Origin of the sequence: Kitasatospora sp. NPDC004799, assembly GCF_040609095.1 — a bacterium.
Lineage (GTDB): Bacteria > Actinomycetota > Actinomycetes > Streptomycetales > Streptomycetaceae > Kitasatospora.
On record NZ_JBEXJK010000018.1, the window covers coordinates 1 to 23482 of the forward strand.

28 protein-coding genes and 3 pseudogenes are annotated in these 23482 nt (G+C 71.5%); 12 read left to right on the top strand and 19 right to left on the bottom strand.

From position 1 onward, the window contains the following. The 6 genes and pseudogenes from ABZW03_RS04335 to ABZW03_RS04360 all read left to right on the top strand — a co-directional run. A pseudogene (locus tag ABZW03_RS04335) lies at window positions 1-92 on the top strand (hypothetical protein); the annotation flags it as partial. Window positions 93-115: 23 nt separating this feature from the next. Further along, entirely contained in the window at window positions 116-523 is a 408-nt protein-coding gene (locus ABZW03_RS04340; RefSeq protein WP_355252137.1) for a hypothetical protein, read from the top strand. 93 nt (window positions 524-616) lie between these two features. Next, window positions 617-1015 (top strand): hypothetical protein, encoded by a 399-nt coding sequence (locus tag ABZW03_RS04345; protein WP_355251997.1) that lies wholly within the window; start codon window positions 617-619, stop codon window positions 1013-1015. Window positions 1016-1383: 368 nt separating this feature from the next. Then, on the top strand, window positions 1384-1704 hold the full coding sequence (locus ABZW03_RS04350; protein ID WP_355252000.1) for a hypothetical protein: 321 nt from the start codon (window positions 1384-1386) through the stop codon (window positions 1702-1704). 118 nt (window positions 1705-1822) lie between these two features. Beyond that, window positions 1823-3043: a putative T7SS-secreted protein gene (locus ABZW03_RS04355; RefSeq protein ID WP_355252003.1), complete on the top strand. Its 1221-nt coding sequence runs from the start codon at window positions 1823-1825 to the stop codon at window positions 3041-3043. A 17-nt stretch (window positions 3044-3060) separates the two neighbouring features. Next, window positions 3061-3549, top strand: coding sequence for a SitI3 family protein (locus ABZW03_RS04360; RefSeq protein ID WP_355252006.1), 489 nt, complete (start codon window positions 3061-3063; stop codon window positions 3547-3549). Window positions 3550-4032: 483 nt separating this feature from the next. Here the strand turns inward: ABZW03_RS04360 and ABZW03_RS04365 are convergent, their stop codons facing one another. Beyond that, entirely contained in the window at window positions 4033-4245 is a 213-nt protein-coding gene (locus tag ABZW03_RS04365; protein WP_355252009.1) for a hypothetical protein, read from the bottom strand. A gap of 38 nt (window positions 4246-4283) precedes the next feature. On the opposite strand from ABZW03_RS04365, the gene ABZW03_RS04370 reads away from it, so the two are divergent. Continuing rightward, entirely contained in the window at window positions 4284-4664 is a 381-nt protein-coding gene (locus tag ABZW03_RS04370) for a hypothetical protein (RefSeq protein ID WP_355252012.1), read from the top strand. Between the two features lie 500 nt (window positions 4665-5164). On the opposite strand, the gene ABZW03_RS04375 is transcribed toward ABZW03_RS04370, so the two are convergent. Beyond that, window positions 5165-5518 (bottom strand): DUF317 domain-containing protein, encoded by a 354-nt coding sequence (locus ABZW03_RS04375; protein ID WP_355252015.1) that lies wholly within the window; start codon window positions 5516-5518, stop codon window positions 5165-5167. A gap of 196 nt (window positions 5519-5714) precedes the next feature. Here ABZW03_RS04375 and ABZW03_RS04380 point away from each other — a divergent pair, with 196 nt between their 5' ends. Continuing rightward, window positions 5715-5978 (top strand): hypothetical protein, encoded by a 264-nt coding sequence (locus ABZW03_RS04380; RefSeq protein WP_355252018.1) that lies wholly within the window; start codon window positions 5715-5717, stop codon window positions 5976-5978. 120 nt (window positions 5979-6098) lie between these two features. Here the strand turns inward: ABZW03_RS04380 and ABZW03_RS04385 are convergent, their stop codons facing one another. The 11 genes from ABZW03_RS04385 to ABZW03_RS04435 all read right to left on the bottom strand — a co-directional run bounded on the left by ABZW03_RS04385 (window position 6099) and on the right by ABZW03_RS04435 (window position 14582). Then, window positions 6099-6470, bottom strand: a complete 372-nt coding sequence (locus ABZW03_RS04385; RefSeq protein ID WP_355252021.1) for a hypothetical protein — start codon at window positions 6468-6470, stop codon at window positions 6099-6101. Between the two features lie 24 nt (window positions 6471-6494). Further along, complete coding sequence (locus ABZW03_RS04390; protein ID WP_355252024.1) at window positions 6495-7343, bottom strand: DUF317 domain-containing protein; 849 nt, start codon at window positions 7341-7343, stop codon at window positions 6495-6497. Window positions 7344-7357: 14 nt separating this feature from the next. Next, entirely contained in the window at window positions 7358-8155 is a 798-nt protein-coding gene (locus ABZW03_RS04395) for a DUF317 domain-containing protein (protein WP_355252027.1), read from the bottom strand. 107 nt (window positions 8156-8262) lie between these two features. Then, on the bottom strand, window positions 8263-9090 hold the full coding sequence (locus ABZW03_RS04400) for a winged helix-turn-helix transcriptional regulator (protein ID WP_355252030.1): 828 nt from the start codon (window positions 9088-9090) through the stop codon (window positions 8263-8265). Further along, a complete protein-coding gene (locus tag ABZW03_RS04405) occupies window positions 9087-9740 on the bottom strand; it encodes a hypothetical protein (RefSeq protein ID WP_355252033.1) in 654 nt (217 codons plus the stop codon). The genes ABZW03_RS04400 and ABZW03_RS04405 overlap by 4 nt, the downstream gene beginning before the upstream one ends. Then, window positions 9737-10228, bottom strand: coding sequence for a hypothetical protein (locus ABZW03_RS04410; protein WP_355252037.1), 492 nt, complete (start codon window positions 10226-10228; stop codon window positions 9737-9739). Before ABZW03_RS04410 ends, ABZW03_RS04405 begins: the two co-directional genes overlap by 4 nt. Beyond that, complete coding sequence (locus ABZW03_RS04415; RefSeq protein ID WP_355252040.1) at window positions 10225-10968, bottom strand: glycosyl hydrolase; 744 nt, start codon at window positions 10966-10968, stop codon at window positions 10225-10227. The genes ABZW03_RS04410 and ABZW03_RS04415 overlap by 4 nt, the downstream gene beginning before the upstream one ends. After that, window positions 10965-11549, bottom strand: coding sequence for a DUF4913 domain-containing protein (locus ABZW03_RS04420; protein WP_355252042.1), 585 nt, complete (start codon window positions 11547-11549; stop codon window positions 10965-10967). Before ABZW03_RS04420 ends, ABZW03_RS04415 begins: the two co-directional genes overlap by 4 nt. A gap of 138 nt (window positions 11550-11687) precedes the next feature. Continuing rightward, entirely contained in the window at window positions 11688-12401 is a 714-nt protein-coding gene (locus ABZW03_RS04425) for an HAD family hydrolase (protein WP_355252044.1), read from the bottom strand. Window positions 12402-12428: 27 nt separating this feature from the next. After that, window positions 12429-13637, bottom strand: coding sequence for an MFS transporter (locus tag ABZW03_RS04430; RefSeq protein ID WP_355252046.1), 1209 nt, complete (start codon window positions 13635-13637; stop codon window positions 12429-12431). Between the two features lie 156 nt (window positions 13638-13793). Next, window positions 13794-14582 carry a DNA cytosine methyltransferase gene (locus ABZW03_RS04435; RefSeq protein ID WP_355252049.1) on the bottom strand — a complete coding sequence of 263 codons (789 nt, stop codon included), beginning with the start codon at window positions 14580-14582 and terminating at the stop codon, window positions 13794-13796. A gap of 119 nt (window positions 14583-14701) precedes the next feature. Between ABZW03_RS04435 and ABZW03_RS04440 the strand changes: the two genes are divergently transcribed. From ABZW03_RS04440 to ABZW03_RS04455, 4 genes are read left to right on the top strand one after another with little or no spacing between them, the layout of a single operon-like run. Continuing rightward, window positions 14702-15637 carry a TnsA-like heteromeric transposase endonuclease subunit gene (locus ABZW03_RS04440; RefSeq protein ID WP_355252052.1) on the top strand — a complete coding sequence of 312 codons (936 nt, stop codon included), beginning with the start codon at window positions 14702-14704 and terminating at the stop codon, window positions 15635-15637. Further along, complete coding sequence (locus ABZW03_RS04445; protein WP_355252055.1) at window positions 15634-17892, top strand: transposase; 2259 nt, start codon at window positions 15634-15636, stop codon at window positions 17890-17892. Before ABZW03_RS04440 ends, ABZW03_RS04445 begins: the two co-directional genes overlap by 4 nt. Then, entirely contained in the window at window positions 17873-19138 is a 1266-nt protein-coding gene (locus ABZW03_RS04450) for a hypothetical protein (RefSeq protein ID WP_355252058.1), read from the top strand. Before ABZW03_RS04445 ends, ABZW03_RS04450 begins: the two co-directional genes overlap by 20 nt. Next, a complete protein-coding gene (locus ABZW03_RS04455) occupies window positions 19131-20402 on the top strand; it encodes a TniQ family protein (RefSeq protein ID WP_355252060.1) in 1272 nt (423 codons plus the stop codon). Before ABZW03_RS04450 ends, ABZW03_RS04455 begins: the two co-directional genes overlap by 8 nt. Window positions 20403-20525: 123 nt before the next feature. Here the strand turns inward: ABZW03_RS04455 and ABZW03_RS04460 are convergent. The 6 genes and pseudogenes from ABZW03_RS04460 to ABZW03_RS04485 all read right to left on the bottom strand — a co-directional run. Beyond that, a pseudogene (locus ABZW03_RS04460) lies at window positions 20526-20732 on the bottom strand (hypothetical protein); the annotation flags it as partial. Then, a pseudogene (locus tag ABZW03_RS04465) lies at window positions 20668-20853 on the bottom strand (DNA methyltransferase); the annotation flags it as partial. The pseudogenes ABZW03_RS04460 and ABZW03_RS04465, both read right to left, overlap by 65 nt. Continuing rightward, entirely contained in the window at window positions 20850-21437 is a 588-nt protein-coding gene (locus ABZW03_RS04470; protein WP_355252062.1) for a hypothetical protein, read from the bottom strand. The pseudogene ABZW03_RS04465 and the gene ABZW03_RS04470, both read right to left, overlap by 4 nt. Window positions 21438-21468: 31 nt before the next feature. After that, window positions 21469-22050, bottom strand: coding sequence for a hypothetical protein (locus ABZW03_RS04475; protein ID WP_355252065.1), 582 nt, complete (start codon window positions 22048-22050; stop codon window positions 21469-21471). Next, window positions 22047-23225, bottom strand: coding sequence for a DnaB-like helicase N-terminal domain-containing protein (locus tag ABZW03_RS04480; RefSeq protein WP_355252068.1), 1179 nt, complete (start codon window positions 23223-23225; stop codon window positions 22047-22049). The genes ABZW03_RS04475 and ABZW03_RS04480 overlap by 4 nt, the downstream gene beginning before the upstream one ends. After that, a complete protein-coding gene (locus tag ABZW03_RS04485; RefSeq protein WP_355252071.1) occupies window positions 23225-23455 on the bottom strand; it encodes a hypothetical protein in 231 nt (76 codons plus the stop codon). Before ABZW03_RS04485 ends, ABZW03_RS04480 begins: the two co-directional genes overlap by 1 nt. Window positions 23456-23482 lie beyond the last annotated feature (27 nt).

Consider the following 23482-nt stretch of genomic DNA (forward strand, 5'->3'; position numbering starts at 1 on the left):
AAGAAGTTGCCGACAACATGAAGAAGTATGGTGGGTTCATCCCGGGCATCCGGGCCGGCCGGCCGACGGCCGAGTACCTGAACTACGTGCTGACCAGCTGGCTGCCGCCACCCCCATGCGCACGATGCTCGAGGCGGGCCGCGCGCTACCCGCGGCCGAGCGCCGCCGCCACGACACCACCATCCGCACTGTCCTCGGCGACACGGACGCCCCGAAGAGTCCGGCCCGCGAGCACGACGCCCTGGCCGCCGTCCTCACGGAAGCCGAGAAGGCCGGCCACGACCCCAAAGCCCTCCTGGAGAAGGCTGTCGACCGGCGGGAGCTGGAAACCGCCCGCAACACCACCGACGTAATCGTCTGGCGCATCCGCCGCCTCGCCGACCTTCCCGCCCACCCCGAACACCCCCTCACCCGCACGGCCCCCGGTAACCAGACACGGACGGGGCCAGCACGGGCACGTACCGTGCAGCCGGCGCCGGCCCAGTCGGCTACTGACCCGCACCGCCCGGCACCACGCCGCTGAACCGGCAACCCGCCGAGCGGCATTCCCGGACCCCTCGACACCTGCTTCCACCAGGTGTTACGCAAGTACCCGAACACCACGAACGGAGAGCCCGTGACCAGAACCACCGAGTACACCACCACCGCCCCGGCCCCGATTACCACCCCGGGCCCGGTCTCCTCCGACCTGCTCCTACAGGTGGAGTGCGAGACCCAGACCCCCAGCGGCCCGGAGGCCGTCCGGGGTCTGCATCACCCGGCCGAACTCGCGCTGCGCGGCATGCCGGTAACCTGCTCCGCCTGCCGGGCCCGCCGGGACTGGCTGCTGCTCAACCACCGCCGCAACGTGTGGGTGCGGTGCCGCTGCGGGAACGAGTGGCTGGAGCCGGAGATCACCCGCAAGGACTTCGACGCGATGATCGCCAATCCGACCTGGACCCACCACGCCGACACCGACACCGCGCGGGTGGCCCTGGGCTTCGATGGGACCTTCGCCGGCATCTACCTGGACTGACGAGCGGTATTGCATCGGATGCAACAACCGGTATGTGCTGCGCATGGTCGTGAGCTGCGACCTTACCGGGGGGATCGGCTGAGGCCGGTCCCCCCGGTTGGCGTTCCTGGCGGGCCGGACGTAACCGATGCAACGATGTTGCGTGGGGCCCGTCATCGTGACGGTCGGACCGGGCACTGTGGCCGTGACTGCAGGCTGCGGCCGGGAGTCGTCGGTCAGGCTCGACAGGCCCTTCAGGATAACCATCCACCCGGACAGTCAGGCTGACGACAGGTCAGGGCCTACCTGTCGCCGTCCGGTCACATCAGGCCGCCCCATCAGATACGATTGGTAGTTGGCTCGACGCCATCAGTGCACGGGGAGAGTTCATGGCGGCGGAAGGTTTCAAGGTCGATCTGGAGGCTCTTAAAACAGCCTCGTCGGGGATCACCGACACCCTGGTGAAGCTGAAAGTCAAGAAGGTCAGCGACATTGACTCGAAGAAGAGCGATGTCGGGCACAGTCACCTGGCTGATGTCCTTGAGAACTTCTGCACTCGATGGGAGATCGGTGTGGAGAACCTCGCAAAGGATGCCCAGGCTATCTCGGCACGGCTGGATGCATCGGTGAAGGCCTACCAAGGTGTCGAAGCCACGATCGTGGACGGCATGCTCGGTAGCAGCAGCGGTGAGGACCCGGGGGCGAAGTAGTGGCGAAGGAACTGGGTCAGACGACGGACCCTCTCCAGCTCGTTCCGGGGGACCCGGGCGCGCTCGAATCGACCTGCGCCTGGCTTACGGGCTATGGCGACACCCTCACTCGACAGGGATGGGCCTGAAGCGAATCGACACCAGTGAGGGCTGGTCGGGGCCGGCTGGTGAGGCATTCCGGAACGCGTTCAAGGGGGAGCCCGGAAAGTGGCTGGAGGCCGGTGACTGCTTTCATGATGCTGCCAACGCATTGACGTCCTACCAGCATGCTCTGACCTGGGCCCAGGGACAGGCATCGGACGCAATCAAGCAGTGGAACGAGGCCGAGGCGGCAACAAGCAAAGCAAAGACCGAACATGCGGAAGCAGAGAAGAACGCCGGCCACTCGGTGCAGTTCAACGACCCCGGCGAGAGCAAGCGGGCAGCCGCACGGCACACACTCGACAACGCACGCACTCAGCTTAAGACGGCCGGCGACAACGCGGCGAACAAGATTGCCAAGGCTCGCGACAAGGCGCCGGAGGAGCCGGGCTGGCTCGACGACATCGGCGAGTTCTTCTCCGACGCGGGCGACTTTCTTCTGGACATGGGCAAGACTGCTGTCGAAGACCTGGCCTCGATAGGCAATGCCATGATCCACGATCCCGGCGCGATGGCCGAGGTCGCAGCTGGCCTGGGACTCGCGACGCTCGGGGCCGGTGGCGAGGTACTGGGCGTGGGCCTCGACCTCACTGGTGTGGGTGCAGCGATCGGCGTTCCCGTCAACGTTGTTTCCGCTGGCGCCATCGTTGGTGGACTCTCCCTCGCCGGCGCCGGCATGAGCCAGATCATGGAGGATGCGGCCGGACCCGACCGGGTCCACATGGAAGGCAACGGCGGTGGTGGCGGCGGAAACAGCGGACCCACAGGGACTCGCCCATCGGGGACACCCGACCCAGCGGCAAAGCCTGGTGGGCGCGTCACCAACATTCCGAAGAACGCTGACGCCACGACGGTACGATCGCTCAGCCGGGAGAACGAGTCGGCCGAGATTCTGGCGAAGAACGGCTACAAGGTCGAGCAGAATCCGAATGTCCCGGGTGCCAAGAATCCGGACTATCGTGTGGAGGGCGAGATCATGGACTGCATGTCACCCGCCACAGATCGACCTATCAATGTCACGTCGGAAATGCAGAAGAAGATCAACAAGGGGCAGGCGGACCGTATCGTCCTGAACATGCAGGACAGTCCCCTGTCGCAGGCGGACATTCTGCAAGCGCTGAAGGACAAGCCGGTCAACGGCCTCAAAGAGGTCAAGGTGATCGACAAGTCCGGCAACGTGGTTCACCTTTACCCCTGACAACCAGAAGGACGAACGTGTCTCTTTCCTACAGCCTTGAGTTGGCGACCCCACTTTCGGTAGCCGACGTCGCGCGAAAGCTCAACGAGGCCGCCCAGTCGCTGCGACTTCTCAGCCCCGCAGTGGTCGCGGAGACGCTCGTCGGTGACGGCGCGGAAACCGTATATGGCACCTTGGTCTATGTAACCCCGATGACGCCGCTGCCCTGGGGTTCTCCGCAAATCGGCGAGCACGCCTTCTCGCCTACTGTCATGGTGTCCTTCGATCTTGGGAAAGAAGGTGACATCGTCGGCCAGCAGGACGACATGGCCCGTCTCGCCGTGGAGCTGCTCGCCCGGGTCCCCGGCGACGCGGTCCTGCACTACGAGTCGGAGGCGGTCTGGCTCGTACGCCTGAACGGCGAGCTGAGCCTGAGCGAGCACAGCGATATCTGGCCGTCCAACCGCCTGTCTGGCATCTCGGGGCCGTACCGCCGAGAGACCTACGAATACTCCGTCCAGGACTAACTGATCGCTTCAGAACGAGTGGCCGCCCCGGCCTGATCGGTGCGGGGCGGCCTTGTGCGATCGTGTTCAGGAGTCGGCGAGGCGGCTGGCGAGTTCGAGGGCGGCGGTGGCGGCGGCGAGGGCTGAGCACAGGCCGGTGACCTCGTCCAGGGTGGGACGCACCAGGCGGGGCCAGTCGTCGGGGGCGGCGGGCCAGGTGGCGAGGTGGACGTCGGTGGTGGCGAGGCCGAGGTGGGCGGTGACGTCCCAGCCGGACCCGGGGGCCTTCTCCCACCGCAGCAGGATGCGACCGAAGGGGAGTCTGGGCGCGGTGGCCGGGAACCAGAGGATCTCGATCGGTTGGCCGGGGTTGGTGGGGATGCGGCGGACGAGCGCTCCGCTCGCCCACGGCGGTACGGGGTGCAGCGCGACGCGGTCGAGCGACTGCGGTCGGGCGAGGCGGCGGGTGGTCGGGATACAGGTCTCCTTCGTACGGGCGGTGGTTCAGGCCCAGGCGAGTTCTTCGCGGACGGCGGTGGGCAGGTAGCCCTCCTGGCCGTCCTCGGGCAGGTAGACGACGTCGTTGTGCACGACGGCGGCGGCGGCCGGCAGGTGCGAGAACGGCCAGTCCGGGTTCACTGCGAGCCGGACGGTCAGACCCGGGTCGAGGCCCTGGAGCTGGGCGATCAGGTGGGCGACGGTCAGGTTCTGGGGCACGGGCGCTTCCTCGGCGAGATGGCTTGCGGGGAGTTGGGGTGGATGAGGACGAGGTCGTTGGCGGGCCACGGGTCGCAGGTGTCCCACGGTCGGCCGGTGGTGAGGACGACGGTGCCGTCCTGGCCTTGGACGTCGGGGAGACAGCAGACACCGCAGCCGCAGTCCGGGTGGTAGACCCCGGGGCTGGCCGGGTAGGGGCCGGAGGCGAAGTAGTCGGTGCGGCGGAAGCGGTGGGGACCGGCGGGCTGAAAGGCGGAGACGATCAGGTCGCCGGGGAGGACCTGGTCGGCGCGTACGATCCGCAGATGGGGGTTGGCGAGGATGCGGCGGCTCGCGTGGTGCTCGGTGGTGGCGGTGACGACGACCGGGTGGAAGTCGACGTGATGGGTGTTCGTGCTGTCTCCTTCGGGGGCGGGTGATCAGTCGGCGAGGCGGTAGGACCGCAGAGCCAGCGGCTCGCCCTCGGCTTCGAGCACCACCCGGCCGTCGGTGGCCAGGCGGCCGAGCGCGCAGGTGACCGACCCGGCCGGGACGGATACGGCGTCAGGAGCGCTGGCGGGGAAGGAGCCGGGCCTCGCCGCCGTGAGCTTCGATCAGGTCCCGGACCAGGGCGACGGGGACGTACAGGTACACGGACTCGGTGGGGCCGTCCTCGTCGGCGGCCGGTTCGAGGTAGGACCGCCAGCGGCTCCAGGGCTCCGGCCGCCGAGTCGGGAAGCCGACTTCGAGCGTCCGGGCGGGCAGCAGGTACGTCTCGGCGGGGCGAGGGCGAGGGCGAGCACTGAGACGCAGAAGCCGTCGGCACAGACGATGTGCGGGTCGTCGAGCGCGAGCCCGAGGCCGGTACGGGGTGTGCCGTGGGCGACGGTGTGGTCCAGTCGGGGTGTGGCCAAGTAGTGCTCTGATCGGTGGTGTTGGTCTATCGGGACGGGTTGGCGGCGAGCGCGGCGAGGAACCCGGCGACGGCTTCGGAATCGGAAGGGGTGTGGATGCCGAACTCCTGGCTCCAGGCGGCGGCATCGGCGGGCCGGACGTGGACGCGCCAGACGATGCCGCGCTGCCACGCGCCCGGGTCCTCGGGCAGCCAGCCGACGTAGACCCGTCCGTCCGGGCTGGCGCAGTGGAGATTGGCCTCGGGGGTGTCCACGATGGTCCAGCCGAGGCCGTCGAGCAGGGAGAGGGCCGGCTCTGTACCGTGGTCGGGGGAGAGCCAGCCGCGCTCCTGGCCGGCGGGGCGGACGGGGGCGGGCGGGAGGTTGGTGGACGTGCTCATGGGGCCGGGTCCCTTCGTTGACCTGCGGTTTCGGTGACATGAGTACGTTGACATGCGATGTACCGAAGCGCGTAGTCGTTTCCGGTGGCTACCGGTCTGCCGTGGGCGAACCGGCCCGGGAATGGATCGGCGGGGCCCGGTGCTGAAGAGGGGTTACGGCATGGGGCCGTACGCAGGTCTGAAGGGGGAGATGGCGTTGGAGCCGAGCAGAGGCCGAGACATGGCGGCGCTGGAGCGCAAGATCCGCAGCGCGGGTCGGGCGTGGACGAGGGGCGACATCGCCATGATCGCCGACGGCCAGTGGGCCGTGAAGGCGACGAGCCGTGCCGGGTGGGCGCAGGCCGAGACGGCCGAGGCCAGGCTGGCAGACGGCCGACGCGTGGAGCTGACGCTGGAGGAACTGGCCCGCGTGGTGGGCGCCGCCGACCCGGGCACCCACCACGACCAGGACGTGAACTGACCCTCCGCTACCGCCGGTTCGCGGCCGAGGCAGCTGGAGCGGCTGCGGTCGGCGGGGCGGGCCGCTCCGGGGGAAGACCCGGCGGGCGCGGAGCGTGCGTGCTGCGCGCGGTGGCGGCCTTCACGCGGTCGGCGCCGGGGCTGTTTTGGGTTGCAGGGCGAGTTCGCGGGCGTCGACGACGTGGCGGATCGCCTGCAAGGCGGTGTTGCTCTCGGCGTGGGCGGTCCGCAGGGCACTCGCCGATGCCGTGATCCGGTCGAGGTCGTAGAAGGCGGGGACGTACCCGGGACGGGTGAGGGCGTGCAGCCGTTCTTGGTGCACGGCAACGGAGTTGGAGACCACGGTGAGGTAGCCGCGGCTGTGCATGGCCGCGCGCAGCAGCGGGTCCTCGACGGGGTGGCGGGTCGCGGTCTTCTCCAGTTCGGTGATCGGCCGGCCCCAGGCCTTCTCGATCATCGCGTCGGCGTGCTCCAGGGCGGTGGCGTCGGGCACGGGATTCCTTTGGGGCGCGGGTGGTCAGCGGGAGCGTCCGGCAGAGGCGGCCGGGAGCGCCGGAGGGCGGGTGGTGGTGCTGTAGGCGAGCGCGGACGGCGCGGTGCGGGGAAAGGAGAGCGAGCGGGAGGTGGCCGCGCGGACGCGCGCGACCTCCAGGGGGCTGGGCGCCGTCGGCGTCGCGGTGGCGACGGCGGGCAGGTGCTCCAGGTCGACGCGCCGCATGTACCGGTTGACCGGTGTCCGGTCGGTGACGGCGGTGGTGAGGGTCTGGAGCAGGTGCTCGGGCAGGCGCGAGGAGGCGGTGGCGTACCAGACGCCGCGGGGCGGGCCGACCTCGAAAAGCCAGCGCTCGGTGTCGCCGGCCATCTCGGCTTCGTGCCGCAGCGGGTTGTCCCGTCGGTGGAGCTGGATGAGGCGGTCGGGCGACTGGTAGCTCACGAACGGGGTGGCGGGGTCCAGGCGCCAGCCGTCGGCCAGGAGCCGGACGGCGGTGTCGGCTCCGGAGGTTCGGCCGCCGCCGCCCAGGTAGGCCTCGGGACCGTGTGCGTAGGCGTCGGCGAGCGCGGCGGTGAAGTCGTCGACGACCTCGGGCGGGGTGCGGTCGTCGAAGGTGACCAGCCACTGGGGCGGGGCGAAGGCGTCCGGCCCCGCGCTGATCTTCCACAGCGTCGAGTCCTCGCCCTCGGGCAGGTACGCCAGGCGGGCCCGCAGGTCCGGCGAGGTGACGAAGGTGTTCGCCAGCTCGTCCCTGCTGAGGGCCCAGCCGGCGTCCAGGAGGCGCTGGATGGCCGGGGAGCCGTTGGCGTCCCCGTTGGCGAGGTAGCGGGGGGTGATCCGGTACTCGCGGGGCTTCTCGGGGGCGTACGGCATCGGATCGTCCATGGTCAGCGGCGGCGCGCCGTAGTGGGCGCGGGCCGGGTGGCGGTCGGGGTGACGGGTGAGGCCGGCCGACTGCGGGGTGCCGGGCGGGCGTCGGCGGCTTCGGAGGGCGCCCGGGCGGTGAGGTGAGGGAGGTGGTGGGCGGGGATGTCGCAGCGGCGCCGTTCCACGGGCGCGGGCGAGCTGAAGGCGAGGGTGGCGCGGACGAGGGGGTAGAAGGGCACGCCGGTGGTGAAGTCCGCACGCCAGGAGGGGTTTCGCAGGTTGCCGGCGAGCATGCTCCAGGCTGGCGGGGTCCGGCCGGCGGCTTCGGCGTCGGGCGGCTGGTGGCCGATGCGGTGCCGGTAGACGGCGGTGAGGTCGGGTGCGACCTGGTCGTGGAAGCCCGGGGGGCTCTGGTCGGGCCGCCAGCCGCGGTTGGCGAGGACGGAGGCGGGGGTGGTCGGGAGGTGGTGGGGGCCGCCGCGCAGGTAGTCGCGGTGCCCGCTGCGCAGGCCGTGGACGAGGGTGGTCGTGAAGGCGGCGGTGATCTCGGCGGGCGTTCCGGGCGCGAACGACGCACGCCACAGTGGGGTGGAGCCGGGCGGGCGGTAGCCGTGGACGGTCCAGGCGCCAGGGCGGCTGGTCGCGGGACCGCCGGTGATGAGGGCGGTTCGGCAGGGGCTGGTGTAGCGGATCGCTCCGTCGGGCGAGCGGTCGCGGCTCCAGCCGGGGGCGGTGTCGAGTGTGTCGGTGATGAGCTGGTGGTCACCGGGGCCGGCGAGACGGAGCGGGTGGACGAGCAAGGGGGAGGTGGAGAGCACCGGGAGGATCCTGAACGCGGTGGGGAGCGGGCCCGCACGCCGTCGGTGGCGGGCGGGCGCGGGGGAGCCGGAGAGGGGGAGGGGTTCTGGGCGTCTGTTCGTGGTGATCACCGCCCGTGGGAAGGGCGGGACGCCGCCGTCACCGCTGCGGGGACACGTGGCTGAGTGGCCGGGGCGTGGCTGAACAGGCCCGTGGGGGCGGGGCTTCGCCGCAGCGCCGCCGCGGTTCGTGCGGTGTCAGCTCCGGTAGCCAGAGTGCGGGCGGCGGCTGGCATCCGAACGGCCGGGGCGGCCGAGTGCCGGTGGTCCCACTGCTGCACGGCGGCGTACACGGGGGCGAGGGCGCGCCCGGCGTCGGTCAGGATGTAGGGGGCGCCGTGCCGGGAGCCGGTGCGGGCGACCAGGCCGTCGGCCTGCATGTGGTTGAGCCGGGTGGCGATGAGCTGCTCGGAGACGCCGATGCGCTCCCCGAGGTGGCCCACCCGCATGCTCCCGTGTTCCGAGAGCAGCCGGACCACCTCGGTGGTGTCCACCAGGTGCAGACGGCGCAGGGCGTCCTCGATCCGGTCGGACCGTCCCTGCGGTGGGCGGTCGAGGTGCTCGGAGGACCACTGGGCCACCGCGCGGTAGAGCGGGCCGAGCGTCCGCGCCCCGGAGCTGAGCCGGTACGGCGCCCAGCGGTCGAAAGTGGCGTCGCGGTTCACCAGCCTGGCGTCCGCCATGGCGGCGAGGCGCTTGCTGACGTACGGCTGGTTGATCGCCGGATGGTGGTGGGCGACGTCGCGCACGCGCAGCTCCGGGCCGTACTTGGCGATGGTGTGGACGAAGTGCGTGGTCCACTTCGGGGCCAGCTGGCGCAGGGCGTTCTCCACGCGTGCCGCGTCGGCGGTGGTCATGGCAGGGGTCGGCTCCGCCAGCTGGTCGTGCGGGTTCACTCGGTCGTCTCCATCCGGGCGATGAGGGAGCGGACCAGGGTGGGCAGGCTGTCGGGGCCGTTGCCGCCCAGGCGTATGAAGCTGACCGACTCCTTGAGGAGGTCGTGGGCGTCCTCGGTCAGGGCGCCGACGATCTCCAGGCACGCGTCGGTGAAGTCCGAGGCGGCGAGCAGGGATCGGCCCAGGACCTGGAGGTAGAGGCCGGGCGGGAGCGCGGCTTCGGCCGCCAGGGTGGTGACCGTCTCCTGGTCGCGCGGGGCGTAGCCGGAGAGGTCGAAGCCCTCCAACTCGCCGGGGACGGTGGGCGCGGCACCAGGGCGCGGCGGAAGGCCGGCCATGGTGGCCAAGACATCGACGGTCTGCGTCAGTTCGGAGAGCGACTCGGTGAGCCAGCCCAGGGCGGAGGCGTAGGAGGCCAGGGTGAACAGGGTGGCCGGTGCGGTCGGCAGCTCCTCGTCGAGCAGGTCCTCCATGCGGTTCGCCAGGGCCGTGAGCACCTCGGGCCCGACGGCGAGCGGGCCGAGGACGGGGTGGAGGTAGGAGCGGGAGAGCGGGGTGGAGTGCTGGGTGGTGACGATGCCGGAGACGGCTTCGGCGGCCTCGACGAGCCAGGTGGCGAGTTCGGCGTGGGTGGGGGCGGTGGTCATCATCGGGCCTTTCGAGCAGCGGAGTTGGGGGCGTAGCCGGGAGAGGCTGTGGTGTACGCGGCGCCGGGGGCAGCCGCTGGTGCCGGGCGCGTCGAGCGGGCGCGGGCGGCGCGCACCCGGGCCTCCTCGGCGGGGCTGAGACCGGCGGGAAGGTTGAGCCCGGTGCGGCCCAGGCGGTTCTGGGCGGAGCGGTAGACCGCGTAGTCCAGCCGCGGGCCGGCGGCGACGAGATGGACCTCGCGTGCGTGCTTCGAGGCCGGCGGGGCGTCGCGGAACTGCACGACCAGACGGTGGCTGGCGAACTGGTCGCCGACGCCGAGGTAGATCTTGTGGCAGCCCTCCAGCCGGCCGTCGAGGCGCTTGGCGACGCGCTCGCCGTGCACGAGGTCCTGCAGATGGAGCAGGGCCTGGTCGCGGATGGCGTCGGGGAGTTGGCGCAGGTCGGCGATCGCGTCGGGGTGGGCGGAGAAGGCGAACTTCGCGCGGCTCACAGCGACCGCCTCCGATCGGGCTGCGCAACGGCGGCTGCCGCGGGTGCGGAGGCCATGACGGCGGCGGCGCTGATGGACGGGGCTGCGCTGCGGGCGAGGGTGGCGCGGGTACGGTTGAACTCCGGATCGCGGTCCTCGGGTACGAGGGGCAGCGGGCCGAGATCCGTGCGGGTCCATCGCCAAGCGGTTTCCACATCAGGAAAGGCGCCCTCGCGAAGCGTGTAGGTGCCGCGGTCGGGCTGGAACTCTTCGAGGAACAACCGCGCCGGCAGCTCGGCGGCGGTCCGGTCGACAGCGATCGTCCACGCCTCGGTGGCCTCGCCGTCCATGGCCAGCTGGTCGACGACCTCGTAGCGGTCGCCAGCGCGGTGAATCCGCTCCTCGACGCGCGCCGTCAGCTCGTCCCCGGGCCGCCTCCAGGCCAGCTGGAGGGCGTCGGACGGGCACCCCCGCTCGATCAGCCACTTGCGAGCGAACGCGAGGTTCGCGTGCTGCGACGTGCGCAGGCTGAACGACCCCTGGTCACGGTGGCGGACGACATCGAAGGCGGCCACGTTCGGCTCGCCGTGGAGCGCGCCCCAAGTCGCCGTGGTGTCGAAGGCCAGCACGAGGGAGCGTTCGCCGGCATCGTGCTGGGCGAGGACCTTGAATTCGTCCTCGTGCATTCCGTCGTAGAGATCGGCCGTCTCCTCGTCGGCGGGGGTCAGGCCGTCGACCTGAAGGTCGAGCGTGGGGGTCATGCGGCGAGTCCCAGCTGATCGGGGGTGGACAGGACACGGTGGGCGGGCCGGGACGGGCTGGTGGTGCAGGCGGCGAATGGGCCGTCGGGCGCCCGCAGTTGGAGCAGCGTGTGGTCGAGGTGGTCTCGATGCCATGTGGAGGGCCCGCTGTGTCCGGCCTCGGCGGCGGTGAGCTGCTGCCAGGCGAGCCACAGCCCGTGGAGGCGGGCGACGGCCTCCGGGTGCTCGTGCCACTTCGCGCACCAGGGGCGGGTGGAGCCGATCTCCCGGCCGTAGACCGGCAGCAGGATGTGGGTGACCCAGAAGGACAGCTCGGCCAGCTCGGCGGCGTACTGCGCGCCGCCCATGGCGAGGATGAACAGGGGAGGGGCGCCTTCGAGTTCGTCTGCGGACTCGGGGTCCGGCTCGGTGGAGCCGGACCCCGGTGCGTCGTCGGCTTCGGAACCGAGGCGGTCGAGGATGACGCCGTGCTGGCGGACCTCGGCCATGGTGCGGGTCAGGGCGCTGACGAGGTCGTCCAGGTCTTCGTCGGGGATGCGGATCGGCTCGGGCTCGGGGGTGCCCGGCATCGGGTCGGACATGGCAGATCCAGAGGGTTCGGACGGACGGGGCGAGCAGGGGCGGAAGGTCTTCTTCGGGTCACGGCGGAGTTCTCGTGCAGCGGTCGTCGAGGGAGATGGTGTGCGGGATCGGCGGTGCGGCCCGGCCGCCGTCTGCTGTTAGGCACAGGCCAGTTGGGCGTCGTGCTTCTGGACGAGGCTCAGGCCGAGGGCGACGGCGTCGGCGAGGGTGTCGGTGAGCGGGTGGCCGGAGGCGGCGAGCTTGGCGGGGTGGTGCAGTCCGCCGGTGTGCAGCACCGCGTACGCGCCGTTGGCGTGGGCGGCATCTGCGTCGTCTACGGCATCGCCGACCAGCAGCACGCGGTGCGCCCGGTCGGTGAGGCCGAGGGCGTGCAGGTGGGCGGCGAGCGGGGCGGCCTTGGTGCCGCCGGAGGGGCCGATGCGGCCCTCGTACCGGGTGAAGAAGCGCTCGATGCCGGCCTGCTCTACTTCGCGGACCAGGGTGTCGTGCGGGCACAGGGACAGCAGTGACTGGGTGTGGCCGGCCTCGCGCAGGGCGGTCATCAGTTCGACGGCGCCCTCGCGCACGCGCACCGGCTGGGCGCGCAGGTGGGCGAGGAAGGCGTTGTCGCTGGCGATCCACTCCTGTTCGGTGATGGTGCGGCCGAGCAGGCGGGCGTAGAAGTCCGGGATCGGCACGGTGTGCTTGGCCCGGTAGGTCTCCCGGTCGACCGGAGCGCCGCCGAGGGCGGGCAGGGTCGCGTTCAGTGCGGCGACATGGTCGTCGAGGTCGTCCTTGACCGTCCCGTTCCAGTCCCACACAACGTGCATGCGGGTGGGGGGAGTTGTGGCGGCGAAGAGGGCGGTGTTCACGGCGGTGTCCTTCGGGTTGCTTGGAGGTCAGGAGGAGAGGAGGTCGTTGAAGCGGTGCAACAGCCACAGCGCGGCACCGGCTCCGGCAAGCGGGACGAGCGCGAGCAACTGCGGGCCGATGGCGGCGACGAGAGAGGCGAGGGCGGTGCCGGCGGCCTGGCCGCCGCCGATGCAGGCGATCAGCCAGGCGAACGCCTCCGTGCTCTCGCCTTCGGGAGCGAGGCGGTCGACGGTCAGGAAGCTCGCGGTCAGCAGCGGCGCGAGGAAGGTGCCGGGCAGCACGGCGCCTAGGACGGCGACGGCGGGGGCGGGGTCGGGCAGCAGCGGCAACCATCCGGCGGCGAAGCCGACCGAGGCTGCGACCAGGTGCTTCGTCGGGGCGCCGGGCCAGGCGTGGCGGCCGTAGGCGAGGCCGCCGAGCATGCTGCCCAGGGACAGCGCGGCCGGCATCACCCCGACCAGCCAGCCGGCGTGGTGGCGCTCGGCCGCGCCGATCGCCAGGACGTTGACGGCGCCGAGCGCGACACCGGTGCCGATCAGCGCGGCGAACAGCACCCGAAGGCCCGGCACCCGCAGCGGCCCCGTCCAGTGCACCGCCTCCGTGAACTCGGCCGGCGTCCAGGCGCGGGAGGGGCGGGCGGTCACGACCAGGCCGGTGCCGAGCAGGCCGAGCGCCGCGGTCGCCACCAGCGCGGTGGCCGCTCCGGCGCCGGCCGCGAAGCCGGTGGCCAGCAGCGGACCCGCGACGAACACCAGGCCCTGGGTGCTGCTGTCCAGCGAGAGCGCGGTGCGCTGGCGCCCGGCGTCGGGCAGCAGCACCGGCCACAGCGCCCGAAGGCCGGCCTCAAGCGGCGGCGTCGCCAGCCCCGCCACCAGCGCGGTGAAGGCCGCGAGCACCGGGTGGCGCGCCGGACCGGTGCACGGCAGCAGCAGGAACGCCGTGCTCGCCGTGGCCGTGGCGGCGACCAGGATGTGGGTCTGGCCGTGGCGGTCGACCAGGCGCCCGAGCAGCGGCTGCCCGAGCGCGGAGGCGAGCCCGTACAGGGCGCCGAGGGCTCCGGCCAGGGCCAGCGGGCCGTGCTCGGCGCGTACCAGCAGCAGGATCGCGATCGGCGCCATGCCGGTGGGCAGGCGGCCGACCAGGGTGCCGCCCAGCAGGCGGGCGACGTGCGGCGAGCCCAGGACGGCGCGGTAGGTGCTGTCCTGGGCCGGGCCGCAGGCGGTGGTGGTGCTCAAGGAGAAGGTCCTTCGGTCGTACGGCCGGCGGCGCGCGGGCGCGCCGGACCGGGGCATGCGCAGGCATGACAGCCCCCTCGGCTCGGTGCGGCTGCGGAGAGAAGAGTCCGCGGATTCCGGGACTTGGTACGGCCGGGAAGAAGGGGTAGAAGCCCCTCATCCGGTACGGCAGCGCGGGCATGGAGGGAAGGGTGGCGCCAGCAACTCCACTGCCCGGCGAGCCTGTTGAGGCACGACGCCGTTGCCGAGGGCGGTGAGCTGGGCCGGGCGCCCGAGCCCCGGGGTGGCGGTCACCCAGCCCGGATCAAGCCCCTGCATCCACTCGACGAACTCCGCGCGAAGCCGCCCGCCTTCGTCGATGGGAGGCGGCGCCGGGCGGGTGAGCGTCTCCCATCGGGCGACGGCGCCGGCGTACGGTCCCCATCGTCCGGGGTCGAGTCGGATTGCGGCACGGCCTCCGCCCACAGCGGCAGTGCCATCGCTTCCGGCGCGGGCCGGGCCGACCGCCTGCGGGAGCGCGAGGCTGGGTTCCGGGACGAGGAGGGGCGGAGCGAGGCTGCCGCCGAGGGCAGAGTCAGGTCCCCGCCGCCGTGCCGCTGGTTCGGCGAGCCCTTGATCCCGTCCGACGCCTTCGGCGTGGGCAGCAGCCACTCCACCTCGTCCGCCAAAATCGGACCATGGCCCCCGCGCTTCCTCTTCTGCGGATGCTGCGAGCCGCCGTTCGTCGCGATGTTGGACGTGGGGGTCTTGAGCAGCGCCGCCGTCGGCTGGCCAGGCGGTGAGGAAGACCCTGGCCCGGTGGTGGGGTGCGCCGACGTCGGAGGCGCGAAGCACGAGCCATCGCGCGTCGTACCGGAGCTCGGCCAGGGTGCCGAGTACGGCGCCAAGTGCCCGCAGATCAGGCTGGGTTGGGTCGTCTCCCACACACCACGGACACTGTTCCACGTCGCCATGTGCCGAGACACGCTAGTTGTCACTGGTCGTAGACCGGGGCCTGCGTGTTTGCTCGGGTTGGGACGGGCTGGTTGGCACCGTTTGGCCATCGTTGTTGTCACCCGCGGTGCATGGTCGGTCTTGTTGTCACCGGTTTCGAAGATCTGCCCCGAGACGTGTCGGCGGTCGGTTCCCTGGTGGCTATGGACGAGAGACGGCTCGCGTGCGGGCGTACGCGGCTCGGCCTGACTCAGGTCGGGCCGCCTTTGTGGTCCCACGACTGCGGGTGGGAGGACCTTCTGGTTCCGGTGTCGGTGGCGTCCGGGCGTGAGGGTCTGGACCTGGAGGAGGGCTGGACTCGGCGTTGGACGGCCAGTTGGCGGGCGGGAGGCAACGAGACCTCAAGCACGGTGCAGGACCTCGCCCGGCTTCCGGTCGTCGACAGTGACCCGATGCGCTGGTTCTCCTGGCAGCGCTCCCAACGGCACCGTCCCGGCCTGCAGTTCCTGGTGAGCACAGGCCGCCACCACGGCACCGAGAGCCTGGAGGAGGCCCGGGTGCTGCTTGCTCTCGACTTCGCGGCCGGCCTGCTCGACATCGTGTCGCAGCCGATCAAGCTCCGGTTCGGCGCGTCGGGCAAACGCCGGAGCCACATCCCGGACTACCTCGCGGTGACCCGCTCCGGCGTTTGGCTGATCGACGTCCGCCCTGAGCGGCTGATCAAGGACGGAGATCGGGAGTCGTTCGCCGCGGCGGCCGAGGTCGCCCTCGCCTGCGGATGGCACTACACGGTCGCAGCCCGTTGGCGGGAGCACGCTCCGGCCGCTCTGGACGCCTTCTCCTCCCAGCGCCGCCCGCTGTCCGACCCGCTGGGCTTGCGGCCGGCTCTGCTCGCATCGGCACGCCAAGGCCTGACGTTCGGTGAGCTCGCTGAGACCACGCCGTTCCCGCCCATCGCTCGGGCCCAGCTCCTTCATCTGCTCTGGCACCGGCGGCTGGGCACCGACCTGAGCCAGCCGCTGGCCGACCGGTCCATGGTCGTCACCGGCGAGGAGCGGGAATCATGACCGCCGCAGTGAGGATCTTGGACCTGTCGCCGGGCGCCGGCCTGGTGCTGGACGGCACCGAGTGGACGGTCGAGCGGCGCGAACCGGAACTCGGCCGGGTTCAGCTGGTGGACCAGAGCGGCACTCGGCAGCGAGTGACCTTCCGCTTCCTCGCCAACCACCCTGACTGCAAGCGATCTTCGCGCACCGCGTCCGCGGGAGCCGACCGCGGGCGCCAGGCGAAGACCGTGGACGACTTGAAGCCGGGCAAGCGGCAGCTCGCCGTGCTGAGGCTGGCTCACCTGCTCGAAGTCGCCACCGGCTTCCGCAGTGGCGATCGGCTGCGGCCGGGGCCGGGCGAACCGAAACCTGAGTACGACCCGGACGCCACGACGTTGACAGGCCGACGGCGGGCGAAGGTGGCCGAGCTTGCGGCCATGGACCGCCGCGAGGCGGAACTGCTCGGGCTGAGCCGGGTCGGCTATCGCACGCTGATCCGCTGGGAACAGGAACGGCAGCGGTTCGGACTGATCGGCTGCGCTGACGACCGCTGGCTGCGGGAGAGCGGCGGCCACCCGAGCATCACCGAGGCCGTCCGGGAGGCGATCCTCGCGGTCCGGGCGGAGACCCTGCACCGCGCGAAGGTGACCATGCGCACCCGCGAGCGCATGATCCACCAATACGTACGGGAAGAGCTGAAGCTCGACCCCGCGACCGAGGTCCCGACCTACCGCACGCTCTGCCGGGTTTGGCGGGAGTGGTTCGGCGCGGGTGGAGCGCGCCAGCGCTATGCCCGCTCCGCCGAACTCCCGGTGAAGAACGGGCACGTCGTCGTCCACCGGCCCGGCCAGGTGGTCGCGCTGGACACCACGGTGTTGCCCGTGATGGTCCGCGACGGCGTGTTCGGCGATCCGGTGAAGGTCCACCTGACCCTGGCGATGGACGTGCACACGCACTCGCTCTGCGCGTTCTGCCTGACGCTGGTGTCCGACACGTCGGTGGACGTCGCGATGTTGCTCAGGGACGTGATGCTGCCCCTGCCGATGCGCGCCGACTGGGGCGAGGAACTCCAGTGGCCCTACCCCGGGCTGCCGGCGGCGGTGGTCGCCGAGTTCGCCGGGCACCAGGTCGCCGGGCTGCCGTTCTTCGCGCCGGAGACGGTGACCACCGACCACGGATCCGTCTATCGCAACCACCACCTGGTGGAGGTCCAGCGGGTGCTCGGCTGCAACGTGCTGCCGGCCCGGGTCCTGCGGCCGACCGACAAGCACGCCGTCGAGCGGGCCTTCGGCTCCGTCCGGTCCCTGCTGTTCGAGCAGCTGCCCGGCTACACCGGCATCGACGCCGCCGACCGCGGAGCCGATCCGGAGGGCGACGCGGTGCTGACCGTCGACGAGATGGAGCACCTGGTCGCGACCTGGATCGTGTCCGTCTGGCAACGGCGGCGCCTGGGGGAGCACGCGCCGAGCTGGGACCCGGGTGGGGACCACAGCCCGAACTCGCTGTTCGCGGCGTCGTTCGCGCAGGCCGGCTTCGCCATGCACATCCCCTCGCCCGAGCTGTTCTACGAACTGCTGCCCGCGCACTTCGTCGAGATCGACGCACGCCGCGGAGTGAAGATCCGCGGACTTTGGTACGACGACGAGAGCGTCCTGCGCGACTACCGGGGCGAGCGGTCGACCCGGGGCGGGAAGCACAAGGGCAAATGGATGATCCGGCGCGATCCGCGAGACCGGCGCCAGGTGTTCTTCCAGGATCCGATCACCCACGAGTGGCACGCGCTGGCCTGGACCGGGCTGCCGCCCCAGGGACAGGCGCCCGCGTTCGGCGACGCGCGAGTGCGCGAGGTGCTGAAGAAGGCCGAGGCATCCGGGCTGCGGCCGAAGACCGACCATGAGCTGCTGCCGGTCCTCCTGGAGCTGATCGGCGCACGGGCACCGGTCAGCCAGTGGAAGACCCGCCTGACGAAGTCGCAGCGCAGGGAGCACGCCCGCGAGGTCACCCGGGCGAAGGCCGCAGCCGGCGACCGGCCCCGACGTGGTGACGGCGAGTCCCGGTCCGCAGCCGGTGGGGGTGTGGTCACGCCGATGCGCTGGCCCGAACGCGTCCGCCAGGCCCAGGAGAGCCTCGACGGCGAACGGCGGCACCGCCGCGAAGGCGCGGTCGAGGGCCGGCCGAAGCCGCCACCGCCGCTCGGCGAGGCGTTCCGCACACGAGACCTGTTCCTCCTGCCGGAGGACGACGAAGGGCAGGCCGATGATCACAGTGCCGGATGAGAGCGGCATCGTCCCCTTCCTCCGCGCGGGCCCGCCGCCGGACCGAACCCGGCACGAGGGCTGGAAGCGATGGCAGGACCAACGGGACAAGTTCATCCCCGCCCCGAGGCTCTCGCTCGAGGAGTACGCGGCGCTGAGCCCGCGCCGCCGGGCCCTGCACGATCTGCACCGCACCGCGACCCACGTCAACCTGGGCCTGCTGGAGACGCCGATGAGCGCGAAGGTCACCAAGCTGATGCGCGGGCGCCTGCGGAACAACGCGCTGAACTTCGAGCCCGGCACCCGCGACGGGTTGATGGTCAGCGGGGGCGGCTACCTGGGGAAGACCGAGACGGCCTGCGACGCGGCGGCCACGTTCGAGGCGCTCTGGCGGGACCTGCACCGCCAGCTGCTGCCCGGACCGATCCCCGGCACCCGCGACCTGTTCGTCCCGGTCGCCTACTGCCGCACCCCGGTCCGGGCGACCCCGAAGGGATTGTGCGCGGCGATCCTGGACTTTTACGCGGCGCCGCACCCCAAGACCCTTCACGGCATGGTCCGCCAGGTCGCCGACTCGATCCGGGTCCATCACACCACCGCGCTGCTGCTGGACGACGTGACCCGGCTCAGGCTCCACCGCGAGGACGACCAGGACACTCTCGACCTCATCCGGGAGCTGATGGACCTGAACGTCACCCTGGTGCTGATCGGTGTCGACATCCCCAACTCCGGCCTGCTGCGGGGCGGGCGGCCCGACCCGCGCACCGGACAGTGGATCCTGCCGCCGGTCAAGCCGGGCCAGACCTTCAACCCGGGCGCCGCCACGCAGACCGAACGGCGCTTCGACCTGGTCGACCTCGACCCGTTCGACTACGACAGCCCGAAGGGCATCAAGGCATGGCTCGATCACCTGGCCGGGATCGAGGACCGACTGCGGCTGCTGCAGGCCCGGCCCGGCATGCTGACCGAGGGCGCGATGCCCGAGTACCTGTTCCGCCGCACCGGCGGCATCGTCGGACTGCTGCGGCGACTGATCGAGGACGGTTGCACCGAAGCGATCGACTCCCAGGCTGAGGAGCTGACCGTCGACCTACTGGCCGGGATCCCGATCCGGCTCGGCAACCTCGCCGACCGCGACCCCACCGCCGGCGAGATCCCCGAGATCCCCGAGGACATCGCCGTCCCCGCCCCGGCGCCGAGGCCCCGCCGCAAGGGCCGCAACACGGTCTTCGACGACCGCGGTGAGAGGCCAGCTGCCGATGCCTGAACTGCCCGACCCGGCGGATCTGCGTCCGCTGCCGAAGAGCCTGGACCCGCTGGAAGGCGAGGCCCTGTCCGGCTACCTCCGCCGGCTGGGCTTCCGGCTGGGCCTGCAGCCGAGCCAAGTCGTCGTGCGAACCGGCCTCTCCGAGCGCCAGCCGAACGGGAAGTTCACCTGGCGCATCCCCGGAAGCCGGGCCTTCGCCCTCGACAACGGCCGCCGCGAAGTCTTCGCGCACACCACCCGCCTGAGCCTGGAGGAGGTCGACGGTCTGCTGCTGGTCTCGCTTCAACACCGCTACGGCCCGCTGAGTCCGCGCTATCTGATCAGGACCATCCCCGGCCGACTGCGCTACAACAACCCGTGGGTCCTGACCGACCGAGTCCAGTACTGCCCGCAGTGCCTGGCCGGCGACGGTTCCCAGATCCAGGACCTCTACGGCGGTCCCTGGCTCCGGAACTGGCACCTACCCCCGATCTTCCTCTGCCTTCAGCACCAGCGGCTTCTGCGTCGCCAATGCCACGTCTGCGGAGAACTGCCGCACGCGGCGAACTGGCAGACGCTGCTGGCCCGGCCCCGTGACGAGACACTGCACCCCACCCAATGCCGCGGCTCCGGCCCCGTCGTCAACCTCCGCGGCAACCGGCCGGCCTGCGGCGCCGACCTCACCAAGGTCGCGCCGGGCCTCGACGCGCTGCCGGCCGATTCCCGATCACGAAATGCGCTGATCAGCCTGCAAGAGCGATTTCTCTCCCTCCTCGCGCCCGAAGGACCCGAGCAGGTCGGAAGCGTCGGCTGGCTCGTCCCCACCGCTCAGTACTTCATGGACCTGAAGGCTGTCGCCGCGATGATCTTGATGTCCTGGCCGGAAGCACGCCCGCACGCACCGAGCCAGGCCCTCGCCAAGGTCATCGACCTGGAGGCCGGCCACCGTCATGAGCAGTTCCTAGAACTTCGAGAGGCCCCGCGAAGCCGAGCCCGGATCTTCACCACCCCGCCGGACGACTCCCTGACCACGGCCGCCATCCTCACCATCGCGGACAAGTTCCTCCAGGCCCGAGACGAAGTCGAAGCCGCAACCTACCTCCGGCCGCTCGTCGACGAAGCCGCAGCCATCAACCACGCCGTCAGCTACCCCCTCCGCCGACAAGTCGGCACCTCCTTCCCCCTCCAAGTGGTCCTCGGGGGCCACCGCCAAGCACTCGGCCAGGCCACCCAGGAAGAGGTCATCGAACGCCACAGCGACAGCCTGTCTCGAGCCCCGCAGTGACAACAATCCTGTCCAGGTGACACCTAACGTGTCCCGGCACACGCCAGCGGAGGCGACGGCAGCGGGGGAGGTGAGGAGTCCTCGTACATTCTCGACCACCAGGAGATGTGGGCGGAGGGCTTCGACCGCGCGTGCCACGTGCAGCCAAAGGCCCGATCGGGTAGCTGAGTTGAGACCGGCTCGGCGGCCGGCGACCGAGACGTCTTTGACAGGGGAATCCGGCCGTGAGGACGCACACCCGCGGAACGTGGGACCAGTCGATCTTGGTGATGTCGCCCAGGTTCGGCACGTGCGGCCAGTGGCGGGCCAGGATCCGGGAGGCGCCCGTATCGACTTCGGCGTGCCAGGCGACCCGGCCGCCGAACGCGGCCAGGACCCCGAGGTCGAGACCGCCGTACCCGGAGCACAGGCTCCCGACCAGCGGGCCGCGGTCGGCGATCGGCGGCGTCACCGTCGGCTCCGGACGGTGAGAGCAGCAGGCGCGGTTGGCGCTGGCGCCGGGGCGCCCAGGTCCGCCGGAGCAGGTGGGGTGGTTGCCGATCGGCCCAGCGCGGCTTGCCGGCGGAGGCCGTCGAACGGGTCGGACAGGTGCGAGGCGGTCTGGGTCAGGCTCTGGGCGCCGTGGCGAAGTTCGTCGCGGGCGGTTTCGACGGCGTACTCGATCACCCGGACGGCGTCCTTGCGGGCCTCCCTGGCCCAGGGGAGATGACGGGCTTCGGCGGTCTTGCCGAGGAAGCCGAGCTGCTGGGCGACCGTTCCGAGAGCGGCGGCAGCTTCGCCGAGATTGCTGACGGCTTCGGCGTACGCCATGGCGGCGCGGATCGAATCGCCGTGTGCGGGCTGGTTGGCGGCCCGGGCGGAGAACTCGTCCCCCAGCTCCCGGATGAGCGCGCCGAGCGCGGCGATCCGCCGGCCGACCTGCACGGCGTCCGGCGCGTTGGCGGGGCCGATGATGGAAGGCAGCAGTGCTTCCTGCTGCTGCAGGGCGCTTGCCCGGGTGCGGAGGGCGAGCGGTTCGTCGATGGGTGCGTTCACGGGTGGTTCCTGGAGGTCGCACAAGGGCGGTTCAGTGCGAGCGCACAAGGGACGGCGACACAGGCGTGGCCACGGCGGCAGCCTGTGTGTACGGCGCGGCCCTGGGGAGGTCGCCGGTCGAGCGGGCTCGGGCGGCTTCGACCCGAGCCTGCTGTGCATCGATGATCGAGACGGCCGTCCGGATGGACCGCCGGGCTTCCGCGAACTCGCTGTGGGCGGTCGCGACCGCTTCCTCGATGACCTGGTTCGCGGTCGCCAGTGCCTGATCGGCATCGGGTCGGCCGCGTAGAGGCGCGATGTGGGTGATTGTGGCCAACTGGTCGGTGACCGCTCCGAGAGCCGAGGCCGCCTGACCTATCCGGTCGACGACCTCGCCGTAGGTCCAGGCCGTTCGCAGCATGTGCTCGGGGGCGGGTTCGAGGGCAATCCGGGTGTGGATGGCCTGGCCCATCTCCGCGATCAGTAGGCCGAGTTCGGTGACGCTCTGGCTCACCGAGGCGGCGTCCGCGAGCCGGTTCGGCAGTCGGGTCGAGGAGGGAAGGCGCGCCTGTTGCCCTTCCAGGCGAGCGGCCAGGGACTGCAGGGCGAGGGATTCACTGACGGGGGTGGTCACATGGAGCTCCGGTGGAAGTGGCGGGGACTGGTGTGCCCATGGACCCGCTGCGGGCCGGGGGCAGGTGGCGGTACGTGGCTCGGTGTCGGGTTCGCGCGGGTGCCCGGCCGGGTGGGGCTTCGGGCGAGCGCGGCCTGGACGCGGGCCGCTTGGCCGGGGTCCGGCCGGGGTGGTGGTGTGGGAGGGGAGGTGGCGGTGCGCCAGCGCGCCCGTAGCTCCTCCAGCGGGCCGAGGGCGTGCAGCGCGTGGCCGATCAGCTGTCCGGGGGCAAGGCGCCGTTCGTCGGCGTGGGCGGCGATCTGCAGCGCGGCGCCGGCGGCGGCACGGGTGAGGGATGAGCGCAGGAGCTGCTCGCCCAGCCACTCCGCCGAACCCGCCGCCCCGTCGCGCAGTACCGGCGCGAGCTGCTCCTCGGTGAGCGTGCCTTCGGCGAGCAGGCCGCGCCGCTGGACCTCCCACAGCGTGGTGACCGGGTCGATGGGTTCGCCCCGGTGGTGGAGTGCGCCGAGGCAGCGGTAGAGCTGGCCGTGGCCGGGATGGGCGAAGTCCTGTGGGCGAAGCCAGTCGAAGACCTCCTCGATCGCGCCGTTCTGGTGGACGAGCAGGGACAGCAGGAACTGCTCGTTGCCCACCTGCGCCGCCGCGGGAGGCTCGACGGCCGTAGGGAGAGTAGGCGTCCTCAGGGCGGTGGCCCGGGAGTGAGTTCCCCAGCGCGTCGCGAGGTCGTTCAGGACGCCCGCGAGGACGTCGGCCTGGGTAGCGGTGCCGTGGACCTCGTGCTGCCCGGCGTCCTCCCGGGCGACGGCGAGCAGACGATCGGCGTGCTCGGTGACGGTGCGGCGGATCGACCCCTCCAACACCATCCGCCCGTAGAGCGGCGCGTGAGCGGGGCGCGGGCAGACGGCGGCGAGGGCGTGCAGGTAGGAGGCAGTAAGACCGCGCACGTGCTGGCTGGCCTCGGCGAGCGTGTCGGTGAGCCAGGCCAGGGATGCCACTTCCTCCGTGCCGAGAGCGGGGTGGCCCTCGGCGCGGAGCTTGCGCAGTGCGGCGAACAGCGCCTGGTGGCCTGGCCGGTAGAAGTCGCGCGGCTCCAGCCAGTCGAGGCCGTCGAGCTGGCGGGGATCGAGCAGGACCGCTCCGAGTGCGGCCTGCTCGCCGGTCAGCAGCGGGTCCATCACCGGCTCCGGCGGTGCCGGTCGGCACGGTCGGCGCGGAGTCGGGCGACCATGCGGTCGGCGGCAGCCCTTGCGTCGGCGAAGCGGTCCAGCTCACCGGTGAACATCGAGTCGGTCGTCAGGACCGAGCCGTCGCCGGTGATCATCCGCCGCTGGTCGCCCCGGCGTACGACCGGCGCCCCGGCCAGCGGCTTCGAACGGCCCGGCTGGATCGGAGAGTTGTCGGACATGGAGAGATCCTCGGGGAGTTGGTCGAA